Origin of the sequence: Paenarthrobacter histidinolovorans (assembly GCF_014647595.1) — a bacterium.
GTDB classification, from domain to species: Bacteria; Actinomycetota; Actinomycetes; order Actinomycetales; family Micrococcaceae; genus Arthrobacter; species Arthrobacter histidinolovorans.
Genome location: NZ_BMPM01000009.1, coordinates 151,041 through 166,087 on the forward strand (window position 1 = coordinate 151,041; position 15,047 = coordinate 166,087).

14 protein-coding genes are annotated in these 15,047 nt (G+C 63.5%); 7 read left to right on the forward strand and 7 right to left on the reverse strand.

Going from position 1 to position 15,047, the window contains the following annotated elements; translation table 11 throughout:
• Window positions 1–6: 6 nt before the first annotated feature.
• From IEY62_RS18575 to IEY62_RS18595, 5 genes are all read right to left on the reverse strand, one after another.
• Window positions 7–816 (reverse strand): polyphosphate polymerase domain-containing protein, encoded by an 810-nt coding sequence (locus IEY62_RS18575; RefSeq protein WP_229785441.1) that lies wholly within the window; start codon window positions 814–816, stop codon window positions 7–9.
• Window positions 813–1,466 (reverse strand): DUF4956 domain-containing protein, encoded by a 654-nt coding sequence (locus IEY62_RS18580; protein ID WP_189020649.1) that lies wholly within the window; start codon window positions 1,464–1,466, stop codon window positions 813–815. Before IEY62_RS18580 ends, IEY62_RS18575 begins: the two co-directional genes overlap by 4 nt.
• Entirely contained in the window at window positions 1,463–2,596 is a 1,134-nt protein-coding gene (locus tag IEY62_RS18585) for a bifunctional glycosyltransferase family 2/GtrA family protein (protein ID WP_189020651.1), read from the reverse strand. Before IEY62_RS18585 ends, IEY62_RS18580 begins: the two co-directional genes overlap by 4 nt.
• Window positions 2,593–3,573 (reverse strand): phosphodiester glycosidase family protein, encoded by a 981-nt coding sequence (locus IEY62_RS18590; protein WP_189020653.1) that lies wholly within the window; start codon window positions 3,571–3,573, stop codon window positions 2,593–2,595. Before IEY62_RS18590 ends, IEY62_RS18585 begins: the two co-directional genes overlap by 4 nt.
• 84 nt (window positions 3,574–3,657) lie before the next feature.
• A complete protein-coding gene (locus IEY62_RS18595) occupies window positions 3,658–4,239 on the reverse strand; it encodes a DinB family protein (RefSeq protein ID WP_189020655.1) in 582 nt (193 codons plus the stop codon).
• A 237-nt stretch (window positions 4,240–4,476) separates the two neighbouring features.
• On the opposite strand from IEY62_RS18595, the gene IEY62_RS18600 reads away from it, so the two are divergent.
• On the forward strand, window positions 4,477–6,849 hold the full coding sequence (locus tag IEY62_RS18600) for a polysaccharide lyase 8 family protein (RefSeq protein ID WP_189020657.1): 2,373 nt from the start codon (window positions 4,477–4,479) through the stop codon (window positions 6,847–6,849).
• A 60-nt stretch (window positions 6,850–6,909) separates the two neighbouring features.
• Here the strand turns inward: IEY62_RS18600 and IEY62_RS18605 are convergent, their stop codons facing one another.
• Window positions 6,910–8,100: a GntR family transcriptional regulator gene (locus IEY62_RS18605; RefSeq protein WP_189020659.1), complete on the reverse strand. Its 1,191-nt coding sequence runs from the start codon at window positions 8,098–8,100 to the stop codon at window positions 6,910–6,912.
• A gap of 152 nt (window positions 8,101–8,252) precedes the next feature.
• On the opposite strand from IEY62_RS18605, the gene IEY62_RS18610 reads away from it, so the two are divergent.
• Window positions 8,253–9,701, forward strand: coding sequence for a sulfatase-like hydrolase/transferase (locus IEY62_RS18610; protein WP_189020661.1), 1,449 nt, complete (start codon window positions 8,253–8,255; stop codon window positions 9,699–9,701).
• Here IEY62_RS18610 and IEY62_RS18615 read toward each other — a convergent pair.
• Complete coding sequence (locus IEY62_RS18615; RefSeq protein WP_189020664.1) at window positions 9,698–10,723, reverse strand: Gfo/Idh/MocA family protein; 1,026 nt, start codon at window positions 10,721–10,723, stop codon at window positions 9,698–9,700. The two genes, IEY62_RS18610 and IEY62_RS18615, sit on opposite strands and share 4 nt — an antisense overlap.
• A gap of 243 nt (window positions 10,724–10,966) precedes the next feature.
• Here IEY62_RS18615 and IEY62_RS18620 point away from each other — a divergent pair, with 243 nt between their 5' ends.
• The 5 genes from IEY62_RS18620 to IEY62_RS18640 all read left to right on the forward strand — a co-directional run bounded on the left by IEY62_RS18620 (window position 10,967) and on the right by IEY62_RS18640 (window position 14,983).
• The gene (locus IEY62_RS18620) at window positions 10,967–12,304 is read left to right on the forward strand and encodes a sugar ABC transporter substrate-binding protein (RefSeq protein ID WP_189020666.1); all 1,338 of its coding nucleotides are present in this window, start codon (window positions 10,967–10,969) and stop codon (window positions 12,302–12,304) included.
• 119 nt (window positions 12,305–12,423) lie between these two features.
• The gene (locus tag IEY62_RS18625; protein ID WP_229785442.1) at window positions 12,424–13,302 is read left to right on the forward strand and encodes a carbohydrate ABC transporter permease; all 879 of its coding nucleotides are present in this window, start codon (window positions 12,424–12,426) and stop codon (window positions 13,300–13,302) included.
• A 10-nt stretch (window positions 13,303–13,312) separates the two neighbouring features.
• On the forward strand, window positions 13,313–14,218 hold the full coding sequence (locus IEY62_RS18630) for a carbohydrate ABC transporter permease (protein WP_189020670.1): 906 nt from the start codon (window positions 13,313–13,315) through the stop codon (window positions 14,216–14,218).
• A gap of 65 nt (window positions 14,219–14,283) precedes the next feature.
• Window positions 14,284–14,607 carry an MmcQ/YjbR family DNA-binding protein gene (locus IEY62_RS18635; protein ID WP_189020672.1) on the forward strand — a complete coding sequence of 108 codons (324 nt, stop codon included), beginning with the start codon at window positions 14,284–14,286 and terminating at the stop codon, window positions 14,605–14,607.
• Between the two features lie 79 nt (window positions 14,608–14,686).
• Window positions 14,687–14,983, forward strand: a complete 297-nt coding sequence (locus IEY62_RS18640) for a hypothetical protein (protein WP_189020674.1) — start codon at window positions 14,687–14,689, stop codon at window positions 14,981–14,983.
• Window positions 14,984–15,047 lie beyond the last annotated feature (64 nt).

Consider the following 15,047-nt stretch of genomic DNA (forward strand, 5'->3'; position numbering starts at 1 on the left):
GTTTCCTTAGCTTTGGGGGAGTTGGTCGACGCGGCGCAGGGGCATCCGGCGCCGAAGGGTTTGGTTCCAGCGGTTGGCCGGCAGCTCCGGGTGGAGTGCGGCCATGCCGGTGGCGAATTTGGAGATGCGGCACGGCCGTACACCGTTCGCCCAGAGATGCCTGTCCAAGGGGCCGGGAGCGGAGCCGGACTTGGTCTCCACCACCACTGCGTCGTCCAGGACCCAAGGCTGGCCGTCCGGCCGCTGCCAGGTGACGTCGGAGTCGATCGTGGCACGGCTTCCCGACTCCGGAAGGTACAGGGTGGTGCGGTCGTAGCGGGTGGACAGGACCGGCTCCAGTGGGCCGAACGCCACCTCGCCGAGCGCTGCGGAGAGGGTCTCGTTGACGTATGCCAGTCCTTCGTCCGTCAGCCGGTCGCGGTCGCGGGGTTCGTACGGGATGCGTTCCTTGACGGTGGCTTCGCGTGCTCCCTCGGTTTTGACCTCCAGGAAGCTCACTGCGCTGTCCAGATAGGTCCGGGTGCGGATCTTGAACCGTCGGCGCCGCCCGTGGGCTGCCAGCATGTAACTGTCCAGGGCCGGGGTGTCGAAGTACACGGAGTCGTAGGCGAAGCTCCGGGCTCCAGCCAGCTCCAGGACACGGGCTTCGGCGCTGAACGTGGAGAGAATCCTGCGGGCTGTCGCGGTCGGTACCAAGTATTTGCGGTCCACCCGGGTCAGCAGCGCAGCTTCGGTGGTGAGTTCTTCAAGCCCGACGGCGGGAAGCCGGCCCAGTTGGGGCATGACCGCTTGGGATTGGGCTTCGGTGCGGCTCATGCGGCACCTGCTGAGGTGGGCACGGACTGCTGGGATGCCGGCTGGACGGGCAGTTCCTGTGGCGCCACCGTCAGGGCGCCCGCGGGAAGCCGGAAAGTGGGCTGGTCTGGGAGGACGGCGTACCGGACGTCCACGATTGTCTTGTCGTTCACCAGGTCCAGCTCCTGGATGGTGGCCGAGTGGACCGTGCCGTTGAGGACTTCTTCGAGCCGGGCGTAGAGTTCGGCTTCGTCGTTGATGGCCCGGTCCAGCACCACTGTCTGGTGGCGGTAGGACGGGAGGACCTTGGGATTGTCTCCAATGAACATCACCAGCAGTACCAATGCCATGAGGGACAGGGTGAGCCAGAGCGGTTCGACGCCGATGCCAGAGATCAACCCCAGCGCCAGTGCCGAGAAGTAGTAGGCAACCTCGTGCTGGGCAAGTTCGGTGGAACGGAGACGGATGATCGACAGAACACCAAACAGCCCCAGACCCAAGCCAACGCCGGCAGCAGAGCCGGACAGTGCAGTGGCCACTGCGAGGACTCCAACGTTCATGCCGAGGTAGGAAACCACCAGGTCGCGGCGCCTGTGGCGGCGGAGGTAAAGGGCCAGTGTGAGGATGGAAATGGCAGCGAGGTCTGCCGCTATGAGGATGAGGGTGTTCATCGGTTGCTCCGGAATCTCTGGGGGAATTGATGTCCACTTTTCAGTGGCAGGCTGTGCTGGAACTGTGCCGGGGCCAAGGGCCGGGTATGCGTTTCCTTCTGTCCGCTACGGCCTTTGCGGGTGAAGAGGAATCGGTGCTGCACTGCGAAGCTGATGCCCAGCAGGGCAGCTTCCGTAAGGATCTTTGCGGGCAGGTCCGGGACTGAAACAGACGTCAGTGCCCAGATCGAGGCGTAATTGGCCGCCAGCAACACCAGCACCAGCGCCACATACCCGGCGGCGGCTGCCCGCAGTGGCCGGTCTTTGCCGTGTTCGAACACCAGACGCCGGTTGACCAGGAAGTTCACTGTGGCGCTGACCAGGCGGGCACCCAGCACGGCGATGAGCAAGGAATCCGTGATGGCGATGAGGACCAGGAACATCACCATGTCCACCGCGAAAGCGGACAAGGACGAACCCAGGAACTTCAGCAGCGGCGCATAGATCCTGATGGAGTCAGCTACGGGTCGGAAGTGTGAGCCCGCATTGTCATTGAGGTAGACAGTGGCGATCCCGATGCTGCTGATGCCGTAGCCCGCATGCTTCGCTTCGAGCAGCAGGTTCAGCTCGTATTCGTACCGTTGTCCGCGCACTGTGAGCAACCACGGAAGCATGTCCGCTTTGTAGCCCCGCAAGCCCGTCTGCGTGTCCGTGATCCGTTGGCCCGTCGCGAGCCTGAACAGGCCACGGGTCACTGTGTTGCCGAACCTGCTCCGGGCCGGGACGTTGCCGGTGAAGTTTCGTGAGCCCAGGACCATGGCGGCAGTGACGCCCCGGACCCGGTCAGCGACAGCCAGGACGTCGGCAACACCGTGTTGCCCATCGCTGTCTGCGCACACTACGTCGTGACCGGGGAAGTGTTCGGTGATGAAGGCGAAGCCGCTCTTGAGGGCGTGACCTTTTCCGCCGTTCACGGCGTAACCAAGCACATGGCACCCAAGCCGCGCGGCGGCGTCGAACGTGTCCTTGTACTCCGGGCCGGAACCGTCGTCCACCACCACGATGCTGGTCCAGGGGTCGGCTTCCTGCAGGTTCCGGACGAGTTTGATGAGCTGTTGGTCCGGCTCGTACGCCGGTATCAGGATGATCATGACTGGGCGATGTAGAGGATGTCCGAGGTGCCGCGCTCTTTGTTTTCGCCCAGCGGGTTGTTCACCAAGGATCCGTTGAAGTACATGGTGGAGGAGCCGCCGCCGTCGATGTTGTACGCGGTGGTTGCGCCCAGGTCCTTCATGATCTGCGCCAGGCCGGTCATCGTAACGCCGGCGGAGTAGCCGGGGCTGCGGCCGTCCACCACAACGAACACCAGATGGTTCTGGTCGATGACGCCCACCGCCGTGCGCGGCTGTTCGCCCTGGATGGAGTGGTTGCCGAAGTTCGTATCCACCTCCACGTCCTCGATGCCCGGGGCGATCTCCCCGTTGTCCAGCAGCGATGGTCCGAACGAGAGCGTGTTCCACACCCCGTCAGCGATGAGTTGTTCAGCGGTAGTGGTGGTCTCGTCGTAGACCTTGACGGTGCCGTCCTTGTAGAAGGCCAGGCCCTGCCGTGCGCCCTCGTCCCGGTACACCACACCGTTGCGGATCACGATGCCGGTGTCCCGGAAACCGTAGTAGTCACCGTTGATCGCGAAAACGGCATTGTGGTCCTGGGCGATGGCGGAGGTGTTTTCCGTGATGTTCCCGCCGTAGGTGTCCTCCGCGAATGCCGACTTCAGCGTGGTGGCATCATCAAGCACGACGTCGGCAACGTAGTAGGTGACGGTGCTGTCGCCGCTGCCCGTGGTCACTTTGGAGATGGTGACGCCGGTGTCGCCCGAGGTGTAGCTCGTGTCGGTGACCACGGCGCTCGCCGACGTATCGGCGGAAGTGCTGGTCGTCGTCGTGGTGGTGCCGGCCTGGCTGGCCTCGTATTCCGAGACGTTGGTGATTTCGGCGTGCGGAATGACGAAGCGGTCCAGGGCCCAGGCTGTTGCTCCCCCGGCAGAGAGAGTGACCGCCAGGACAGCGGAGACGATCGCGCGCCGGGTCCGGCGGCCTTTGCGGTTTTCGGTCTGTGGAGGAGTCATGCCTCCTTTCTACGGAGGCAGGCTACGCCGGAGGTTTGCTCCACATATGCGGGGGCTGTGAAGGTTCGGCGGGGGCTGTGAAAGTCAGCGGCCGCCGGCTTCCCGGGCTGCCTGTTCTATGCGCTGGCGGTGTGCGGCCAGTTCTTCGGCGGTTCGCTGGGGGATGTTGGGGTCATTTGGCCGTTGCCCTGCCTGGCCGTCAATGAGTTCCCGGATGATGTCCGCATGGCCTGCGTGGCGGGCTGTCTCGACGCACATGTGGACCAGGATCTGGTGCAGGGTGACGTTCTTCTTTTCGTCGGACCACCACGGCACCACGCCCGGGGCATCCAAGGGGAGGGACTCGATGGTTTCGTCGCTGTGTTTGGCGGAGAAGTGGTGCAGCTCGATGATGTCCTGCATGCTTTCATGGGCAGGGACCCACATGTCGGCGTCGGGCTCGGCGGTGGCCTCATACCAGGGGAGCTCCCGTCCGTTTGGCCGCCCGAACGTTTCGCCGAAGTATCCCAACTCCACACCGGCCACGTGCTTCACCAAGCCCAGCAGGTTGGTCCCCGTGGGGGTCATCGGCCTGCGGGCATCGTATTCGCCCAGGCCCTCCACTTTGCTGAGCAGGTCCTGGCGGCGGGTGCGGAGATAGTGCAGCAACGTTGCTTTGTCATCCATGGTCAGCACTCTACCGAAGGGGTGCGACAACGAGTTCGCCGGAGCAATGCGGGATCGCCGCACCGCTCCGGCGATTTGGCCGCTCGACGGCGGTCACGCACCTTTCCGGCGACGTGGACGTGACCAGGTACTGCTTTATTCCTCTCTTCGGCATCGCGTTGACTTCAACCCAAGCCAGTGGCGGACCCGGCGAAGGACGCCGGACCCTGTCCAGCCACGAGTGTTAGGAGCATCTCCTTGTCACTTCAATTTCCTCGCAGGACCCTCCTCCAGGGTGCCGGCGCACTATCCCTGGCGGCAATGGTCAGCTCGATGTTCGCGCAGAACGCCTGGGCCGACGCAGAACCGGGCGCAGCGGAGTTCGCAGCGTTGCGGAACCGTTGGGTGGACCAGATCACGGGCCGCAATGTCATCCAAGCGGGCGACTCCGACTTCGCGAAAGCCATCACCGCACTGAACAACAAAGCCGCAGACTCTCTGGCCAAGCTCAACACGTCATTGGGCCGGACATCGGTGTTCACGGACTTGTCCTTGGCCAAAGACGCGGAAATGGTCACCACCTACACGCGCCTGTCCCAACTGGCCACCGCATGGGCTACACCCACCGCGGCCGTGTTCGGTGATGCCTCGGTGCTTGCCGCCATCAAGGCAGGCCTGGCCGACGCCAACACCCTTTGCTACAACGACAGGAAGGAAGAGGTGGGAAACTGGTGGTCCTGGGAGATCGGTGTCCCACGGGCACTCGCTGATGCCATGGTGCTTCTGCAAGCGGAATTGTCCGCCGAAGAGCGCACGGCCTACTGCGCGGCGATCGACCATTTTGTGCCCGACCCGTGGCTGCAGTTCCCGCCCAAGCGCGGCAAGATCACCTCTGTGGGGGCCAACCGGGTGGACCTGTGCCAGGGAATCATCATCCGGTCCCTGGCCGGAGAAGACACGGCCAAACTCAACCACGCAGTGGCCGGGCTCAGCCAGGTGTGGCAATACGTGACCAGCGGGGACGGTATTTTCCGGGACGGCTCATTCATCCAACACAGCACCACTCCGTACACGGGTTCCTACGGGGTAGTCCTGCTCACCGGTCTGTCCAAGTTGTTCTCCCTGCTGGGCGGTTCGGCGTTCGAGGTCTCCGACCCTACGCGCAGCATCTTCTTCGATGCCGTGGAAGGTTCGTTTGCGCCCGTCATGATCAATGGGGCCATGGCCGATTCCGTCCGTGGCAGGAGCATCAGCCGCGAGGCCAACACCGGCTATGACCTCGGGGCGTCTGCGATCGAGGCCATCCTGCTCCTGGCCCGCGCCATGGATCCAGCAACGGCTGCCCGGTGGCGGGGTTTGTGTGCGGGCTGGATTACACGCAATACTTACCGCCCCATCCTTGGCAGCGCCAGCGTGCCCAGGACGGCACTGGTGAAGGAGCTCCTGGCCACTGGTGTTGCCCCCGTTGCGGAACCTGCCGGCCACAAGCTCTTCCCCGCGATGGACCGCACCATGCACCGCGGACCCGGCTGGGCATTGTCCCTCTCCATGTCCAGCAACCGCATCGCCTGGTACGAATGCGGCAACGGCGAGAACAACCGCGGGTATTACACCGGTTCCGGCATGACCTACTTCTACACCTCAGACCTTGGCCAGTACGACGACGCGTTCTGGGCAACGGCCAACTACAACCGCCTGCCCGGAACCACGGTGGACACCACCCCTTTGCCGGACAAGGTGGAGGGGGAGTGGGGTGCTGCGGTCCCCGCGAATGAGTGGAGCGGCGCCACCGCGCTTGGTGAGGTTGCCGCCGTCGGGCAGCATCTGCTGGGGCCGGGCCGTACGGGCCTGACCGCACGGAAGTCTTGGTTCGTCAGCGGCGACGTCACCGTCTGCCTCGGGGCGGACATCAGCACTGCTTCGGGGGCCAGGGTGGAAACCATCGTGGACCACCGCAACCTCCACCAAGGCAGCAATACGCTCACGACGGCGTCAGGCACCATCGCGGGATCAGCCGGCAGCGCTGAGGTACTGGGCGACGGGCGCTGGGTTCATTTGGAGGGTTTCGGGGGCTACGCCCTGCTGGACGATGCCCCTCTCCATGTGCTGCGGGAAACCCGTTCAGGCAGCTGGTCCGGGGTCAACATCAACGGCACGGCCACTGTCCATCAACGCAACTTCGCCACCCTTTACCTGGACCACGGGGCCGGGCCTGTCGCCGGCAGTTATGCGTATGTGGTGGCGCCGGGCGCATCGGTGGACCTGACCCGGAAGCTGCTGCAGGGCAACAAATACCGGGTGATCCGTAACGATGCCACTGCGCAGTCGGTGGAGTTCAAGCCCGGGAAGACCACGGCCGCAACGTTTTGGAAGCCTGGGATGGCGGGGGATCTTGGAGCCTCGGGTCCCGCCTGCGTGGTGTTTTCCAGGCACGGAAATGAGTTGAGCCTGGCCGTCAGCGAGCCGACGCAGAAGGCTGCCGGCCTCACGCTGACCCTGCCGGAGGGAACATGGTCCAGCCTGCTGGAGGGCGAGGGCACACTGGGGACCGACGCGGAGGGGCGGAGTACCTTGACGATCGACACTGCAGGTCTCAGTGGCCAGACCCGGCTGGTGAAGCTCCGCCGCTAGAGCATCCTTGTGAGGCCTGCTCTGCGCGCCATTTGGCCCCGGAAGGCCGCAGAGCGGGCCTCACAACGCGTGGGAAACCTGGGGAATCCCGGTTTTCTTCGCTCCGCAGGAATCACGGACAACAATGCGGGGCCGCAACCGGATCTGGTACAGCGGGCACGCGTCACCTTCGGTCAGCCGGCGCAGCAAGACGTCGGCGGCCATGACGCCAAGCCTGTGTTTCGCCGGCGAAACCGCCGTGAGCGGTATCCGGGCGAGATCGGCCATTTCGTCGTCGTAGGAAACCAGGGCCAGATCCTCCGGCACTCGAACTCCATGCCTGGACGCTGCGCCTTCCAACAAGGCCGCTTCCCGGTCTCCGAAGACCAACGCTGCGGTGGCACCGCTTCCTGCCAGCAGCCCGAACATGTGCTCGGCCTGGTCCGCTTCCCACTCCGGCTTCGTTGCGCTGAATGCCATGCTCCGGTGCCCGTCAGTGTCCAATCCCAAAGCGGCAACGGCGGCCCTGTACCCCGCAACCACCGCTGCCTGGGTTGGATTGCTGCTCCGTGCCGCCTCGTTCGCCCGCGTGAGCAGGCCAATCTTCCGGTGGCCCAAACGGTGAAGGTGCATAACGGCGTCGTACGCTCCACCTTGGTGATCCGAGCAGACGTGCTCAGTGAGGTCTCCCGGCCCCAAGTCGTCCAGGCTCCGCTCCAGGAGGACAACAGGCACGGGCAGGGCCATGAGCTCCGAAGCGCGCTGCTGGGGGTTGGCCAAGCCGGTCAGCGTTGGCACCAGGATGAGCCCGTCCACTCCGGCATCCAGGAGGAACTGGATGCTGGCATTCTCCCGCGTGAAGTCGTAGTGGTACGTGGACAGCTGCAAGCTGGCACCCCGGGCGGAAAGGTGTTCTTCGATCCCCTGGAGAACGCGCGGGTAGTACAGCTGCGTGTCCGGGAGCAGGACCCCAATCACAAAGCGGGAACGCTTTTGGGCACGCTGGGGGGCAGCGACAAAGCTGCCGGCGCCCTGCCGCCTGACCACCAGACCTTTCCCTACAAGATCTTCGAAGGCCCTCCGCACCGTCGTCAGGGAAAGGCCGGTCTCGGCTGCGAGTTGCTGCTCGGTGGGGAGCTTGGTCCCCACAGCCCACGTCCCGGCGAGGATGTCCCTGCGGAGGTCGTCGCTCAGGTCCTGGAACTTCAGGTTGGCCTTGGCGGTGTCGCGAAGGGCTGCACCGGAGTCCGGCTCCTGTTTCCGCGTCGGCATGATCCATCTCCCGTGATTGGCAGGCAATTTCTCTTATCATGCACCAGATTTTAGAGAGTATTCAGGTAGTAATTGCTCAATGTCGGTGAGTATTTTCATGTAATCCGGAATGCTCATTGATTCCTCGCCTCGAGGCTCAGTAGCAATGGAGGGTGTGGAACAAGAAGCCAAATATCCTTTTCATCCTCAGCGACGACCAAGGCGCATGGGCCTTGGGGTGCGCCGGAGACCCTGAGATCCAGACCCCGCAGCTGGATGCCCTGGCTGCCCGCGGGACGCGCTTGGAGAACTTCTTCTGCGCTTCGCCTGTCTGCTCTCCGGCGCGGGCGAGCTTGATGACCGGGAACATTCCTTCGCGCCACGGCGTCCACGACTACCTGGCCGGCGTCGAAACCGGACCGCAAGCCATTGATTACCTGAGCGGACAACGGTTGTTCACGGATGACCTCGCCGAGGCCGGCTATCGCCTGGGCCTGTCCGGCAAATGGCACCTGGGCGCCAACGATGCTCCCCGGAAGGGCTTCAGCCACTGGTTCGCGTTGGAGGGAGGCGGCAGCCCGTATGACAGCTCGGTGATGTACAGGTACGACGGCGGCACCAGCCACCGGGAAACGGTCACCGAATATTTGACAGACGCGATCACCAACGATGCGCTGGACTTCATCACCGAAGCCTCGCAAGGACCCGAACCCTTCTTCCTGGCACTCAACTACACAGCTCCCCACAAGCCGTGGAAGGGGCAGCACCCGCCCGAGTTCGAGGACGCATACCGCGACTGTGCGTTTTCCAGTTGCCCGCAGGAAGCCATGCACCCGTGGACTCCCACCTTGGACGGTGTGCCGATCGGCGGCGAGGCGGATGTCCGGGCAGCGCTGGTGGGCTACTTCGCTGCGGTCAGCGCCATGGACGCAGGGATCGGGACGGTCCTTGGCCGACTGGAAGAACTCGGGATCCAGGACAACACCCTGGTGGTTTTCAGCAGTGACAACGGCTTCAATTGTGGCCACCACGGCATTTGGGGAAAGGGCAACGGGACGTTCCCGCAGAACGTCTACGACTCCTCCGTCAAGGTGCCGGCGATCTTCGCGCTCCGGGGCAGGATCCGGCAGGGGGTGGTGCTGACGGAACTGTTATCCGCTTATGACCTGGCGGCCACCATCCTGGAGCTCGCAGGCGTGGACCCCCGGCCTTTCGAAGATGGGCCGGGTCAATCCTTTGCCGGTCTGTTGGCCGGGCTGCCTCCGGCGGCCGGGGACCGCGCCGTCGTGGTCTTTGACGAATACGGCCCGGTACGGATGATCCGCAGCACGGACTGGAAGTACGTGCACCGCTATCCACACGGTCCGCATGAACTCTACGATCTTGCGGCAGATCCTGATGAACGCGTCAACCTCGTGGATCGGCCAGCGCACGCGGCGCGGGTGTCCGGCCTGCGTTCCCAGCTTCAGGAATGGTTCCAGCAGCACGCCGTCCCGGGGCTCGACGGCAGTTGGCTTCCAGTGGCCGGCGCGGGCCAGGCTGCGTCCGTGCTCGATGATCCCCTGGGGGCATTCACCCCACCCAACTGGGATGGCACCGACGCAGCCGGCGGCTCTTCCTAACCGACGTCGGTGAGAGCGAGTCCCGCGTTGAGCTCTTCGGCGTTTTCGCCAAGCAGCACGGACCTGCCGGTCCGGTCCGCATCATAGGACGCCAGGACCACCTCCACGATGTGGCGGGCGTGCTCAACACTGACCTTGGGTGCGCCGCCGTCGAGCACTGTGATGAAATCCTGCAGTTGCAGGAAGAAACCCTCCTGGATGTCCTCGGGCCGCGGCTCCCGGACGGTGCGTGATACGCCGTCGCGACGCACCAAGGTTCCCTGGTGCGGGCTGCAGGACAGGGTGCCGTGCTCACACACGATGAGGATCTCGTCCAGCCGTTGTGCAGCATCGGACACCACGGAGATGCTGACATGGACCCCATTCTTGAGCGTCAGCGCGATGGCGCCATCAGTTTCCACGGGAACGCCGAAGCGCTTGAGGGTAGAGGCGCCCAGGGATTCAACAGGCGCCCCACCAAACCAGATGGACCGGTCAAGGCAGTGGCCGCCGATGTTCATCAACGCGCCTCCACCGGCCATGGCCTCGCTGAAGAACCAGTCCGGACGGGTTCCCGGACGGTAATCAGTGGTCCTGTAGTCGCGGATCATGAGTACCCGCCCAAGTTCGCCGCTGGCCAGCACTTCCTCGGCTGCCAGCTTCTCCGGAAGGAAATGCTGGATCTGCCCGATCACCAAGGACACCCCGGCCTCCCGGCAGGCCTGGATCATGCGATCGCAGTCGGCAACCGTGGTGGCCATGGGCTTTTCCACCAGAACGTGCAATCCGTGCTCGGCTGCGGCAAGCACCATCTCCAGGTGCAGGGCATGCGGGGTATTGATGATGACCGCATCCAAACGGGCCTCACGAAACATGGCCAGGTAGTCCCCAAAGACAGAAGCCCCCCACGGCGATGCGACCCTCTGGGCGGCTTCGGGCCGCAGATCGCAGACGGCGGCCAACTCTACGCCGCTGATCCGCGCTGCGGACGCTGCATGGAAGTGTGCCACGGCGCCCGCGCCAATGATTCCAAGTCGTATCAATTTCCCTCTTTAGCTCGGAGCCGGAGCGCGGGCCCGTTTGATGGGAGCACCGCGCAAGTCCCCTCGATTGTTGGGCAGTCCGAAAAGAGGAATAAATGCCTAATTGGCCCTCACCGCAGCCGGGCTGCCATACCGCTGTGGAAACTTTCCAAAATACTCATTGAATCCTGCTTTCGGGGGCTGTGAGAGTCGTCTCACTGAACCGCATCCGGCTGGTTCCCCCTCACTCGAAAGGTGATTCCCATGGGCAAAACGGCCCGTCATCTTCGCCCACTGGCCGCCCTGTTGGGTGCAGCACTTGCCTTGTCCACCACTGCCTGCGGCGGAGCCACCGATGCCTCCCCGGCCGCCGACGCCGTGGATATTTCCGGGTCCATTTCAGGCCAGACCATCAACTATTGGTCCATGTGGAAGGACGGCGAGCCTCAACAAAAGGTCATTGCCACCGCCATCTCGGATTTTGAAAAGGAAACCGGCGCCAAAGTCAGCGTTCAGTGGCAGGGACGCAGCAACACTGAAAAGCTGGTGCCGGCGCTGAATACCAACAACGTCCCGGACCTCGTGGACGGAACCCTCGCCAAACTGGCTCCGGTGATCGGCGACACAGGACAGGCGAGCCCCCTGACGTCCGTCTACTCGTACGGGCTTGACGGAAAGACCGTCAGCTCAGTGATCCCGGAGAAGTTCACCAGCAACGGCGTCTTCAAGGGAGAAGACGGACAGCCCTGGATGGTGCCCTACAGCATCAGCTCCGACGGCATCTGGTTCGATGCCGCCAAGCACCCGGAGCTCAAGGCGAAGCCGCCCGCCACCTGGGACGAATTCATGGAGGTCCTGGACAAGCTCAAGGCCAGCGGAGCAGCACCCATTGCCGCGGATGGTGACATCGCCGGCTACAACTCCACCTGGTTTGTCACCGCACTGCTTCGGCTCAAGGGCGCGGGCAGTTTCAATGCCCTCGCCGAGGACAAATCCGGTGCAGGATGGGATGACCCCGCAGTTTTGGAAGCAGCCCAAAAAGTCGAATCCCTGGTCAAGGGCGGATACCTGAACAGTGGCTACAACGCGAGCAAATTCCCCGCGCAACAGCAGCTCTGGGCAAACGGCGACGCTGCCCTGATCCTCAACGGCTCGTGGACACCCACCGAAACCGGTTCGTACGCCGCTCCGGGATTCGAATACTCCTCCTTCCAGTTCCCGGCCATCGGCGACAAGCCTGCCAGTGCCCGCGTGGACTTCATCGGATTCGCTGTTCCAGCTAAATCCAAGAACCAAGTGCCTGCACAGCGCCTTGCAGCGTTCCTGCTGGATGCCAAGTACCAGAACGCCCTCGGAACTGACGCCAAAGTGCTGCCGGTAAGGCAGGACGCACCGGTGGATCCCGCCGTCGCAAGCGTCAAAGCCGCCATTGACGCCGCACCGGCCACGCACCTGCAGAACGACGGCGTGACGTTTCCTGGCTACACCGAGAAGGTCTTCTTCCCCAGGGACGATGAACTGTTCCTTGGAAAGACCACGGCCGCAGAGTTCGTGGCCAAGATGAAGGAAGCCCAGATCCAGTACTGGAAGGACAACGGCTGATGTCCCTGGGTCTGAAAGAGCCTCGCGCCAGTAAGGCGTCACCGCAGAATCCGGCGTCCCGGAAACCGGCCTCCAGGAAGGCACCAGCTCAAGGCCGACAGCCTGGAAGTTCCATCGATGTGCAGCGCAAGAAGCTTCTGTTTCCGTTCGTGGGTCCGGCGTTCGTCCTGTACACGGTCCTGTTCATCGTTCCAGCCCTTGGTGCGGTGTGGATCAGTCTCCACAAATGGGCCGGCTCCGGACCCATGAAATTCGTGGGCCTGGACAACTACGGCCGGATCTTCCGGGACCCGCTGTTCCTGTCATCGTTCGGCAACACCCTGCTGCTGCTGTTCGTGGTGGGTACTGCAATCTTTGTCCTCGCCTTTGCCATGACGCTGGTCCTCCGGGACATGGCAGGGAAGAAGGTGGTGCGCAACGTCATCTTCTTCCCGCACCTTATCAACGCGCTCGTGTTCGGGGTCCTGGCAGGCTTCATCTTCAACCCGGGAGGCATGGTGAACAGCCTCCTGGCTCCCTTTGGGGTGACAGACCCGCCCAAGTGGCTGGCTCAGGACAACATCTTCCCGCTCATCATGGTCACCCTGGTGTGCACCACCACCGGGTACTTCACCACCATCCTGATGGCCGGCGTCGACCGTATTCCGCCGTACTACTACGAGGACTGTGCCCTGGCAGGGGCCACGGCGTTCCAGCGGCTGCGGTATGTGATTCTCCCGCTGACCTGGGATGTCTTCGGTACCTGCGCCGTGCTGTGGACCATTTCGTCGGTGAAGATCTTCGAGATCGTCTGGGTCTTCGGTGGCAGCTCAGGGGCCGGCGTGCCGCCAACCCAAAGCTGGACGGCCGCCGTCTACACCTACGTCAACGCCTTCTCCGGACAGTCAACGCCTGCCTATGGAGCCGCAACGGCCTCCGCCGTGTTGTCGCTGGCGCTGATCTCCGTCCTGGTTGTCCTGCTGCGTCGCGCCATGCGTCGCGACGCCGTCGAGTTCTAAAGGAAATGTCATGAGCGAATACAAACTGCTGGCACCCCTGACTACGCGCAGGAGGGGACGCCGGGGCGTCAGTCCCGCTTTGCGGGGGGAACGCGGCGTGGTCCGGGGCATCGGCGTAGGGCTGCTGTGGCTGGTGGTCGCGATCAGCATCGCGGCATTGGTGTGGATGGTGGCGCAGGCCTTCCGGGATACCCGGGCCATTCTTGATGATCCTTGGGGCGTGCCGGCATCCTTGGACTTCGGCAACTTCGTCCGGGCCTGGACCGTGGGCGATTTCGCGGTGGCCACCTGGAACAGCCTGCTCACCACCGTGGTGTCCTCGGTCCTGACCGTCGCCATCGCCGCACCGTGCGCTTACTACCTGAGCCGGGTGGACAACAGGCTGACCCGCGGGCTGAGCCTGTACTTCATCCTGGGCCTGGGTATCCCGGCGCAGGTCATTCTGATTCCGCTGTTCGTGATGCTGAACAAGGTGTACCTCACGGACAGCATCATCGGACTGAACCTCGTGTACATCGGGGTGTCCATGCCGTTCACGGTCTTCCTGCTCACCGCGTTCTTCCGCTCCCTGCCCCTGGAGATGGAAGAAGCCGCAGCCCTGGACGGGACCACTGCCTTCGGGACGTTCTGGCGCATCACCCTGCCCCTGGCCAAGGGAGGCATCCTGACTGCCTTCATCCTTCAGGTCATCTCGCATTGGAATGAAACCCTTCTGGCTCTGACCCTGCTGCAGTCCACTGAGAAATACACGTTGCCGGTAGCCCTGATCTCGTTCGTGCAGCAGCAGACATACTCGGGCGCGGACTGGGGTGGACTGTTTGCAGGCCTGGTGATCGTGGTCTTGCCGATGCTGATCATCTATGTCTGGCTCGGCCGGCGCCTCACCGAGGGACTCACCCTGGGTATGGGCAAATAGCTCCCGACGCCTGCGCCTTCACAGCATGCCTTGTCCTTGGACGAGGGCCAATGCCACAGTGAACCATGGCCACCGAAGAGGACGTCAGGAGAATCTGCCTGGACCTGCCGGGTGTGAGTGAACGCTTGAGCTGGGGGCAGCCGGCCTGGTTCGCCAAAACCCTTATGGCACGTATCTGGGAAGACGGGGTTGTCACGGTCAAGAGCGATGAACGCGAGGCGCTCGCAGCCATGGAACCGGACACGTATTTCTGGACACCGCATCACGAGCAATCCCCGAAGCTGCTCCTGATCCGGCTGGAGGGCATCGACGTGGACGAGCTCGACGAACTGCTGCAGGAGTCGTACAGGATCGCCGGCGCCCCCCACCCAACGAACCCAACTAAGTAGCAGATCAGGTCGTTCCCAGGGCTGGGAACGACGCGAGCTGCTACTCAGTTGGGTGCGCAGGCAAGTTAGACTCGGGCGCATGGGGGACAACAACATACTTGGGGAAAACAACTCACCGCAGCCTGCACGGAAGCCGGCCGCCGTCGTCGTGCCTTTGCTGGGGCTGATCGCGGTGATCGTGGGGCTGATCGTGGCGTTCAGCAACCAGAGCACGGACTTCGGCTTCGTTGCTTACGCGCCGTTGAGCGACACGCTCTTCCTGGGCAACGGCGGGGCCTTTGTCAGCCAGGGCACTCAGCTGGGCTTGGCTCTAACGGGGGTTGGCCTGCTGGTCCTCGCGTTCTGGGCCGGGCTAGCGGTGGGCCGCCGGCGCTGAGATCGCCGCAGAAACGCGAGTTCGCCGCTGAAACGCGAAATCGCCGGACAGCTCCAGCGAACTG

What these genes read in the sequence shown, in the direction of transcription:
- IEY62_RS18575 (WP_229785441.1), bottom strand. Translation starts at nt 816, where the DNA reads ATGAGCCGCACCGAAGCCCAATCCCAAGCGGTCATGCCCCAACTGGGC.
- IEY62_RS18580 (WP_189020649.1), bottom strand. Translation starts at nt 1,466, where the DNA reads ATGAACACCCTCATCCTCATAGCGGCAGACCTCGCTGCCATTTCCATC.
- IEY62_RS18585 (WP_189020651.1), bottom strand. Translation starts at nt 2,596, where the DNA reads ATGATCATCCTGATACCGGCGTACGAGCCGGACCAACAGCTCATCAAA.
- IEY62_RS18590 (WP_189020653.1), bottom strand. Translation starts at nt 3,573, where the DNA reads ATGACTCCTCCACAGACCGAAAACCGCAAAGGCCGCCGGACCCGGCGC.
- IEY62_RS18595 (WP_189020655.1), bottom strand. Translation starts at nt 4,239, where the DNA reads ATGGATGACAAAGCAACGTTGCTGCACTATCTCCGCACCCGCCGCCAG.
- IEY62_RS18605 (WP_189020659.1), bottom strand. Translation starts at nt 8,100, where the DNA reads ATGCCGACGCGGAAACAGGAGCCGGACTCCGGTGCAGCCCTTCGCGAC.
- IEY62_RS18620 (WP_189020666.1), top strand. Translation starts at nt 10,967, where the DNA reads ATGGGCAAAACGGCCCGTCATCTTCGCCCACTGGCCGCCCTGTTGGGT.
- IEY62_RS18630 (WP_189020670.1), top strand. Translation starts at nt 13,313, where the DNA reads ATGAGCGAATACAAACTGCTGGCACCCCTGACTACGCGCAGGAGGGGA.
- IEY62_RS18635 (WP_189020672.1), top strand. Translation starts at nt 14,284, where the DNA reads ATGGCCACCGAAGAGGACGTCAGGAGAATCTGCCTGGACCTGCCGGGT.
- IEY62_RS18640 (WP_189020674.1), top strand. Translation starts at nt 14,687, where the DNA reads ATGGGGGACAACAACATACTTGGGGAAAACAACTCACCGCAGCCTGCA.